Origin of the sequence: Bacillus sp. SD075, from assembly GCF_017355165.1 — a bacterium.
Lineage (GTDB): Bacteria > Bacillota > Bacilli > Bacillales > DSM-1321 > Peribacillus.
On record NZ_JADILK010000086.1, the window covers coordinates 1 to 6599 of the forward strand.

The following is a 6599-nucleotide window of genomic DNA, read 5'->3' on the forward strand; positions in this document are numbered from 1 at the left end:
TTGCTGGTCTTTTTCTTTTTCCTTTAGATCGGTAATCGTCTGTTCTAAATTTGCAATGTCTACTTTATATTGACTTTCCAGTTCCGATAAGGTGTTGATCATTTGTGTATAATTTTCAATTTCATGTTTAAAGTTTTCGATAACTTGTTTCTGTTGCTTTTCCTGTTCGGAAAGTTCGCTCATGGCTTTCTCTAAATTATCAATGTCCACTTTATATTTATTTTCTTGTTCAGATACAACGCTAATCGTTTGATTTAACTGAACGATTTCTTGTTGATGGTCTTTTTCTTTTTCATTTAGATCGGTAATCATCTGTTCTAAATTTGCAATGTCTAGCTCATATTGACTTTCCAGTTCCGATAGGCGGCCGATCTTTGAAATGTAATTCTCAATTTCCTGTTTATATTTTTTAATATCTTGTTTATGACGCACTTCCTTATCTGAAAGAGTTTTTTCGAAATTTTTAATCTCCACTTTATATTGCTTTTCTTGGTCGTATAAAAAATCAATGGTTTTAGTAAGATGATTCATTTCATTTTTATCATTCATTTCTTTTTCGTTGAGAGAATTAATGGTTCCTTTTAACTCTTGAATTTCTTTTTTGAAAATATTTTGCTCTTGAAAATAAAACATGACTTTTTCAACTAATTTCTCAATCTCTAAATTAATGCTTTGTACATCTAAATTAGTTATTTTTTTATTTACTGGAGCAAGAAGTGATTTCACTTCTGAAAGCCCATCCGCCATTTTTTTAAAACCTTCATTGCCGAACTTTTTAAATTCCTCATCTTTCACATTTTGTTTTTGAGCGGACTCATACTCTTCAACTTTCTTTTGAAGAGTAGCAATTTCCCTTTGTAATATTTTATTCTTATCTGCAAGCGTTTTTATGTCATTTTTATTCTTATCGTCGTTTGTTTTGGTGTCTCTAACGAACTGCAGTTCGGTCTTATATTTCTTTATTTCTTCTTCTAATTTCTGAACCTTGGTTTCTGCACTCTTCCTATCATGTTCCTTCTGATTGATTAGTTCTTGATACGTTTTTTGTTCATTTATCATTTCTTCATTGTGTTTTATTAATTTTCTTATTTTCTTTTTACTATCATTCGCTTCGTATTCATTAACTTTTGATTTGTATAGGGAAAGTTCAGATCTAAGGTGAATGATCATTTGCTGAAGTTGAACTGGAGTTATTTTATTCAATTTGCTTTTTTGTGTTTCATCATCTGTATACAAAAATAACCACTCCTTATTTTTGATCACGTGTGAACAGGCTGCAATCTCCTGCCGTTACCAATATGGACTCAATTAGACAGGATAAGATTCAGCTACTGTAAATGATGACCAAGAAGTTCCTTTGCGGAGATGTTTATCAAAATTTTTAAGGGTTTGGTAACTTTAGATGTAGCATTCGTTCGTGAGTGTGTTGGTGCTGCTTTCTGATAAGGCACACATCGAGGGGCATCGTAGGCAAAAGTAAATCCTCCTCCTCATAAAATTACATCTTGACCAAAATCTTTAGATTCAATTTTTCAATATTCTTTTGACAGGTTTTAATCAAACACTGATTCCTTCATAAATGATTCCATAATAGTTATATGTACCGTATTTCAAATTGGTGATTAAGTTTATTCTTTATCATTTCTTTAATACTCTTACATATTATAAATATTGGGTGATATAAGGGTTTGTGTGAAAAGAGCCGTACGTATTTTTTTATCCTTTTGAATATTAAATCTGCACAGGATTAACATAAAGGGGGATACATAAATGGATATTAAAGTAGAAGTTGGAGATAAGGAGGCAGGAACCATACCTTATGAGTCTCTCCCGGCATTTACTTACCTTTTTAGGGAATTGGGTTTTGATGTGCTGCCAGATACTAGAAATCGGAAAGTGCAAGTATGTTCTGCATTGCATGGTAAAAAAATTGTAATTTCTTCCGATTATGATGTTACATTTAACACCTATAGAAAGGGCCATTTAGAAAAGAAGGTTCTGGAGTATATCCAAACATTTCTTTCTGCATGTGGGGCAAAGGTGATCCTAAAAGATGAAAAGAAGGAATTAGAAAGTGCTGATTTTCATGTATACTTTTCACTCTTTGAAATTCCAGTAATAAATGAGCCCATTCTTGAATTAATTCATAATTCGAAAACAACTAATAAAAAGTTATTGGATATTTTTCATTATGAATGTACAAGAACAGGAACAAAATTTAAATCTAATGAGGTATTTAGAGGCGCAAATAACCCTTTTATTAACATACAGATTATGTATCCTGTTATTACGGATGAAGATTTTTGGGAAAAACTTGGTGAAAAATATGCGATGTCCATAACAATAGGAATATTAGCTAGATTTCAGGAAAGTTCGCCTTTATCTGTGTTGTCATTAGTTCCAATTGAAATTTTCTCAAACATGTTTGTTCATTCTGAAAATACTGGGTTAACTTTAGAGCCTACCAAGCAAAAAGAAAAAAGGTTACCAGAAAAGAAAAAGTTTTTAGTAAAGAAACCAACAATTCCTAAAAGAAAAGAAGCAGAAGTGTTTTTAGATTATCATATATATATTGAAGAACATAAAGAACGTAACAAAATCAAGCTTATTGGAAATGTTCATATTAAAAATATAGGTACGGAAGTATTGAGGAATCCAGTTATCTGTCTGCGGTCCACCCCTTCAGAAAGTATAAAAATATCTGGGCAAATTTTGCCTCCGAATGTTGCCGAAACGTTGGGGGTAATGAAAAATGAAGAAACAAAAGGGTGGAAATATATGAATGATGAATGGTTTGAAGAAATGGAGAACGGGGAAACTTGGATTTGTCCAATTCAATCTAAAAATATAAACCCTAGGCAAACAGAATCTTTAACTAATTTACAAATAAGCGTCCTTCAACCCGAAGAAAACAGCAATATTCGAGTAGAAGCTTTTGTGTTTTTTAAAGAACAAGGTCTGGAAGTCAGTTCAAGTAATCAAATTTCCTTATTATTAACGAAGAAACAATAAGGGAAATGTTTAATGTCAAAGCATGTTGGGGGTCGAAGTGGGGTGGTTGAAGGGAATTATCACTTTGAGAAGTCCTTTTTAGATAATATGAAAGTGATAAAATCATTGGACCAGGCGATAAAACAAAATAAAGGCTTTTCTCTTGCCCGTTTTGGAATAGGTGAAATAAGCTATTTAAGCTGGCCATCCAATGGATTATTTGTTCAGGAATTTAAACGGTATGAATCTTATGCGGGAGTATCCAATTCACCAGAGATAATTAGGAGGGAATTGGTCAGGTCATTGCGGGATACAGACATGGCTGGTTTGATTGCCCCTTGGAGATTGGATCCTTGGGCAAAACAAACTCGAAATGTACTTAAACAACTGAAGTTCATGCCATCGAGAGCTTGTTGTGCTTGGATCATGCAATGCCTCCTAGACGAGGGGGCATTGTGGCCATGGCTGATTAATAAGAAGGTATTTCTTGTTGGGCGCCGTTCAAAAGAAGCAGAAATCGTTTTTAAAAAACAAGGCGTGCAAATTACTGGCAGTACAGTTATAAATGGATATGAAGAATTAAGTAGAGTACAAAATGAGCTACAGTCTAATCAGGAATGGGAAATAGCGTTAATTTCCGCCGGGATTCCGGCAACCATTTTAGCTCCAAGAATTGCAAAATTGACCCATAAGGTTGCCATTGATTTCGGGCATGCCCTTGATATGATCCTTGATGGGGAAGAATACAAACATTCCGACCTGGTAAAAAAGTGGAATGATCAGTTTTCCTAAAAAGGAAAACAAAAACTAAATATAATCATTGTAGGGAAAAAAATATAAAATAATACTCGCAGTTTCAACCTTGGATTCATAAGGAAGAGTGCGAGTATCTTATTTGCCCTAAATTCAGTTCACGAATTTTAATTGTATCGGAAAGACTTTTTTTCCAGTTAGTTGGAAGCATTTTAATTCAGGGGTAGAGTTTGCAAACGAAATAATAAGGTGGCCTACCTCTGGGTAGTTATTTAAAGTAATATCTCCTTCTGACGGATAAGCACCATCTGTTGGGTGGGAATGGTAAATGCCAATCAATTCTTCATTCCTCCTATCGATAAGTTCAAATACATGACGAATTTGATCTAAATCCATCGAGTAGGAAAAGGAGCTCCTATTGACATTATCCATTGGCCAAATTGTTTCTGCGACCCCATTTTCCCCTGAAAGCAGTCCACAGGCTTCATATGGAAGTTCCCGTTTGCAGTGAGAAATCAATTTTTGCCTAACATCATTAGTGATGTAAAAAGTACCGGATGTTAAACCTAGATTATTTGTTTTTTCCACAGCAACCTTTTGCTCGTACTGGCCGAACCTGGAGGGCAGAGGGAGTGACTTGTTGATGTTGTTGATTGGGCTGCGGGTTAGGCATTCCTAATTTTCTTCTTACTTTACGTCTTAGCTTATCAGATGCCATTTTTTTCTCTCCTTTTATAGGTATGCTCTATAAATATGAAAACATGAATCTTTATGTAACCTAATAATTAATAAATGGGTCGCCTAAAATGCGGGATACAATTACTAAGTGTTGAAGTAAATAATGGTATTAGAGTTTCTAAGTTTCTTTACAAAAAAAAACCGAGGAATTATCATCCCTCGGGCTTTTAGTATTATACAGGAAAACGATCGCAATCTCCTACTTCAACCTCTAATCCAGGGTTAGCTACAGCTGTCAGAGCAATAGTAACGCTTGTAGTTGCACCAGTTATTACAAGTGTAGCAGTATCTCCTAAAGGATCAATATCAGTTAGCGTTAGTGTGAATGTCGCGTTTTCTGGTACACCTCCGGCTGGTGTAATAACACCCGTACCAGTTGCAGTGATCCCAGTGGTTCCAGTACATGTTGGTTGCAAGAAGTCATTGGCCGTAAAAGTGAAGCTTTGGTCAAGATCAGAATCTGGGGTCCCAATTGGAGTAGGTCCTAATGTATCGATGTAGGTAACTTGAATCCTGCTACCAGAAAGGGTACATTGGTCACAAACTAGGGCAGTCAAATCTAAGTTTCCTGTTGTTGGACCACCTAGACCGTCTTCAGATACAATGATGGACGCTTCTCCACTAAAATCTGCTGAACCTTGGCATTCGCAGTTCAATGTTGGGAAGAAGGTTGGGCATTGTTGCGGGAATCGTGGTGTTGGGCACACGAACCCATCTTCTTCAATTGGAATGACAGGGCGTGGTCCACAGAACTTAGCCTCGACCTCTAGCTTAACCTCAGCCTCAACTTGAACATCTTTACACATGGTCACATCAAGTACAACCATATCACCAAGCATTTGATTTAAAACAACTGTACACTGAACATCGAAAATATTACAGTTGATTTCTGTTCCCTCTGGGAAACATAGGATTACTTCATCCATGAAACTAACAGGTACTACGAAATTACACCCTGGTAGCGGTTCTCCATTGCAAAAGAATTGAACGCGGATATGGACATGGAAAGCAAGGGAAACAATTTGGGCCCCTGGAACACTAGGAATGTTAGCTGGAATGGCTCCAATAAAATCACAGCTTCGTGTACCAACTACTTCCGAACAAGTAGCTGTTATTGTGTTACCATCATGACGTGCATCTTCAATTGCTGCAAAACATTCCTCAGGAATTTGAACTTTATTGCGATCACGATTTGTTAGAACAACCCAGTCATATACTTTTGTAACACGAATACATTCAGGTCCGATGGGGTTCGGTACCACTTGTCGGCCCTGAATAGATTTGACGTTCCTTTTTTTCATCAAACATCTTTCCCTTCAGTATCAGGTTTTGAACACATTAACATACTATGGGGATATCATTTTATGGGTACATTTTTCTTAGAAAATGGGCTAATAAAATTTTATGAATTTATAATTGAATATTTATATAATCAAAATTCAAATCATAAAATATGAAAAGAAAGATTAGGAGGTGAATAGTTGTTGGCTATTGAATGGCTTGATTTTTTTATTTTAATATTGGCTACCTTCCGTTTAACTCATTTAATTGTATTTGACGAAATCACTTCATTCATCAGAAAACCTTTCTTGACTGCCACCATCCAGGAAAATGCCTCTGGACAAATGGAGGAAATCATTGAAATAAAAGGATCAGGACTTCGTTATTTCATAGGTTCACTTTTAAGCTGTTATTGGTGTGTAGGGTTTTGGTGTTCCCTCATTACTGTACTTACTTATTATAATTTCCCTGCTGCTTTTCCAATCATATTGGTCTTTGCTGTCGCGGGGGCCGCTGCTTTTATTGAATCTAAATTATGAACGTGCATTTTCCCCACTCGTGTAGGGGTAGACAAAGAAAAGTATAATGAACTTTATGTAATTTGATATGCGGATATTGTTATTCAGACTAATATTATATGCTGGTATCATAAATGTGTTTCATAGGCAGAGAGGCATATATATTCTTAGGTCAAAGTTTAGGCATTTGGAGAAGTGTTGTATATTGAGGATAGCAAGTGCAAGGGGGCATTCAATTCTTTTGTTAAGAATCAGGGTAGCAAACGATTGAGTAAAATCCATTCAATACGAATGGATTCAGACTGTAGACAAACTCGT

At 35.6% G+C, this 6599-nt stretch carries 6 protein-coding genes; 3 read left to right on the plus strand and 3 right to left on the minus strand.

The window, feature by feature from the left end; all coding sequences use genetic code 11:
* A partial coding sequence (locus IOC57_RS25070; RefSeq protein WP_207441298.1) for a coiled-coil domain-containing protein occupies positions 1-1236 on the minus strand: 1236 nt, incomplete at its 3' end.
* 534 nt (positions 1237-1770) lie between these two features.
* Between IOC57_RS25070 and IOC57_RS25075 the strand changes: the two genes are divergently transcribed.
* A complete protein-coding gene (locus IOC57_RS25075) occupies positions 1771-3012 on the plus strand; it encodes a hypothetical protein (protein WP_207441299.1) in 1242 nt (413 codons plus the stop codon).
* Positions 3013-3024: 12 nt separating this feature from the next.
* Positions 3025-3783 carry a GT-D fold domain-containing protein gene (locus tag IOC57_RS25080; RefSeq protein WP_207441300.1) on the plus strand — a complete coding sequence of 253 codons (759 nt, stop codon included), beginning with the start codon at positions 3025-3027 and terminating at the stop codon, positions 3781-3783.
* A gap of 114 nt (positions 3784-3897) precedes the next feature.
* On the opposite strand, the gene IOC57_RS25085 is transcribed toward IOC57_RS25080, so the two are convergent.
* Both IOC57_RS25085 and IOC57_RS25090 read right to left on the minus strand, forming a co-directional pair.
* Positions 3898-4332: a M67 family metallopeptidase gene (locus IOC57_RS25085; protein WP_207441301.1), complete on the minus strand. Its 435-nt coding sequence runs from the start codon at positions 4330-4332 to the stop codon at positions 3898-3900.
* A gap of 323 nt (positions 4333-4655) precedes the next feature.
* Complete coding sequence (locus IOC57_RS25090) at positions 4656-5744, minus strand: BMQ_0737 family morphogenetic spore coat protein (RefSeq protein ID WP_207441302.1); 1089 nt, start codon at positions 5742-5744, stop codon at positions 4656-4658.
* 219 nt (positions 5745-5963) lie between these two features.
* Here IOC57_RS25090 and IOC57_RS25095 point away from each other — a divergent pair, with 219 nt between their 5' ends.
* Positions 5964-6302: a DUF1360 domain-containing protein gene (locus IOC57_RS25095; RefSeq protein WP_207441303.1), complete on the plus strand. Its 339-nt coding sequence runs from the start codon at positions 5964-5966 to the stop codon at positions 6300-6302.
* Positions 6303-6599 lie beyond the last annotated feature (297 nt).

What these genes read in the sequence shown, in the direction of transcription:
- IOC57_RS25080 (WP_207441300.1), top strand. Translation starts at nt 3,025, where the DNA reads ATGTCAAAGCATGTTGGGGGTCGAAGTGGGGTGGTTGAAGGGAATTAT.
- IOC57_RS25075 (WP_207441299.1), top strand. Translation starts at nt 1,771, where the DNA reads ATGGATATTAAAGTAGAAGTTGGAGATAAGGAGGCAGGAACCATACCT.